General features: G+C 64.0%; 2 protein-coding genes and 1 pseudogene. All 3 read right to left on the bottom strand.

Features of this window, described 5'->3' with window-relative positions:
- Positions 1–191 (bottom strand): annotated as a pseudogene (locus EN969_RS26240) (glycosyltransferase family 1 protein); the annotation flags it as partial.
- Positions 192–411: 220 nt separating this feature from the next.
- The gene (locus tag EN969_RS26235; protein ID WP_013530013.1) at positions 412–1,827 is read right to left on the bottom strand and encodes an ATP-binding protein; all 1,416 of its coding nucleotides are present in this window, start codon (positions 1,825–1,827) and stop codon (positions 412–414) included.
- Between the two features lie 49 nt (positions 1,828–1,876).
- A partial coding sequence (locus tag EN969_RS26230; RefSeq protein ID WP_245467506.1) for a response regulator transcription factor occupies positions 1,877–2,560 on the bottom strand: 684 nt, incomplete at its 5' end.

Below are 2,560 nucleotides of genomic sequence, written 5' to 3'. Positions count from 1 at the left end.
ACATGGCCGGGCGTGGTCAGCGCCAGCCTGATGTCGGGATAGGTCGGCAAGGGCAGGGTGCGAAAGATATTGGGCGTCAGGAAATCCACCGCGACGTCGAAGGACTTCAGCGTCTCGGTGAGCCGCTCCAGCGTGTGGACGACGCCGTTGACCTGCGGGCGCCAGGCATCGGTGACCATCAGTATGCGCATGGCGGCCCTTTGCTTGAAAGGTCGACGGTTGCCTTGAGACGATGCCGGAACGGCGACCAGCCTGCTGCTCTCGCTTCGCTCCAGCGCACCCGGACAGGTACGGGGTCGAAGTGAGGCGGCAAGGCCGAATCAATTGAGGTCGCGCGCTTCATGCGCGCTCTTGATCATGGTTTCATGACGGGCGGATGAAGCCGTTTCCACTTTTCGCAATCGTGCCCGGTTATGCCGGAACCTTGATGATGGCGCGCAGTCCGCCGAGCGGGCTGTCTTCAAGAGTGATGTCGCCGCCATGGGAGCGGGCGATGTCGCGGGCGATCGACAGGCCGAGCCCGGTGCCGCTGGCATCGAGGTTGCGGGCCTCGTCGAGCCGCACGAAAGGCTTGAACACGTCTTCGCGTCGATCGGCGGGAATGCCCGGACCATCGTCGTCGATGGTGACCAGCAGCGAGCCGCGGCCATGGGTGGCGTTGACCTCCACCGTCTTGGCATAGCGGAAGGCGTTGCCGATGACGTTGGACATCAGCCGGGCAAAGGCATTGGGCCGCACATGCACATCGTGATCGCCGGCAAGCGTCGTCGACAGCTTACGCTTGCGCAGCCTGGCTTCCTCGTCGAGCTTTTCGAAATAGGCCTCGAGATCGAACCGTCCGGCGTCTTCCGAAGCTTCGCCGCGGGCAAAGGACAGATAGCCTTCGAGCATCGACTGCATGTCGTCGATGTCCTGGTCGAGCGCTGCCTTGGTCTCGGCCTTGCCGCCGGAAAGCGCCAGCTGCAGCTTGAAGCGAGTGAGGATGGTTCTGAGGTCATGGCTGACGCCGGTCAGCATGGCGGTGCGCTGTTCGATCTGGCGTTCGATGCGCTCGCGCATCTGCATGAAGGCAAAGCCGGCGCGGCGAACCTCCTCGGCGCCGCGCGGCCGGAAATCGCGCGGCATCGGCCGGCCCTTGCCAAAGCTTTCGGCGGCTTCGGCAAGCATCAGGATCGGCCGGATCTGGTTGCGCAGGAAGGGAATGGCGATCATCAACAGCACCAGCGAGGTGCCGACCATCCAGATCAGGAAGATGTGGGTGTTAGAGGCATAGGCCTGGCTGCGGCGCACGAAGACGCGCAGCACCTTGCCCTCGAGCTGCACGCGTACCTCGACGATGTTGGAGTTGCCGACCGTGTCGATCCAGAACGGGCGGTTGATCTGGCGGGTGATCTCGGACGAGAGAACATCATCCAAAATCGAGAAAAACGGCTTTGGACCGGGCGCGGGGAGTGGGTCGGGCGGCAAGAGGTCGACCTTCAGCTGCATGCGGTCCTGGGCGATGCGGATTATGTTGGTGTAGTCGGCATCGCGCGGATAGGTCTCGATCAGGTCGATGATGGCGGCGATGTCGCGCACGGTGGCCTGCGACAGGCGCTGCGTCACGGTTGCCCAGTGACGTTCCATGAAGACGAAGGCGACGACCGATTGCAGCAGGATCATCGGCGCGATGACGATGATCAGCGAGCGGGCATAGAGCCGCTTGGGCATATAGAGCGAGACGAGGCGCCAGAAGCGGTTCCAGGCGCGCGGCACCGCCTTCAGCGTCCGCGCAGCGCGTGCGCTCAAGCCGCCATTGCCCGGCTGTTCCAGTTCCGTGGTTGCCATTCGCTCTTTTCGCTTGCCCGCAGCCGTTCAGCCGGCCGCAGGCGGCATTCTATTCCACGCTGAGCCGATACCCAATACCGCGTACGGTCTGGAGCCAGACCGGATTGGACGGATCGCGCTCGATCTTGCGGCGCAGCCGGTTGATCTGGACGTCGATGGTGCGCTCGCCGACTTCCGAATCGTCGCCGACAAGCTCGTGGCGGGGTATCGTCTCGCCCGCCCGCGCGGCGAAGATCGCCAGGATCTCCTGCTCGCGATCGGTCAGCTTCAACGCCTCGCCGCCACGCTTCAATTCGCGCCGGGCGATCTGGAACGTGTAGGGGCCGAAGACCAACTGCTCGACCTTGGGCGTGGTCGCCGGGCCACCGCGGCGCAGGATGTTGTTGATGCGCAGGATCAGCTCGCGCGGATCGAACGGCTTTGGCAGATAGTCGTCGGCGCCAGCCTCCAGCCCTGAGATGCGGCTGTCGGTCTCCGACAGCGCTGTGAGCATCAGGATCGGTACGTTCTTTTCGGCCCGCAGCGACTTGGTCAGGTCGACGCCCGTCTCGCCGGGCATCATGACGTCCAGCACCAGAAGGTCGAAGTCGAGGCCGGCAAGCTTGCGCCTGGCTTCGCCGGCATTGCCGGCAACGGTGACGCGAAAGCCATTTTCGGTCAGATACTGCTTGAGAAGATTGCGGATGCGGGTGTCGTCGTCGACGACAAGCAGATGCGGCGCGTCGTCGTCCGG

Source organism: Mesorhizobium sp. M7A.F.Ca.CA.003.01.2.1 (genome assembly GCF_003998945.1).
GTDB lineage: Bacteria > Pseudomonadota > Alphaproteobacteria > Rhizobiales > Rhizobiaceae > Mesorhizobium > Mesorhizobium ciceri.
This window is presented reverse-complemented; position numbering and strand designations above follow the sequence as displayed.

Excerpts from the sequence above, each read along its gene's own strand:
- EN969_RS26235 (WP_013530013.1), bottom strand. The coding sequence starts at position 1,827 with ATGGCAACCACGGAACTGGAACAGCCGGGCAATGGCGGCTTGAGCGCA.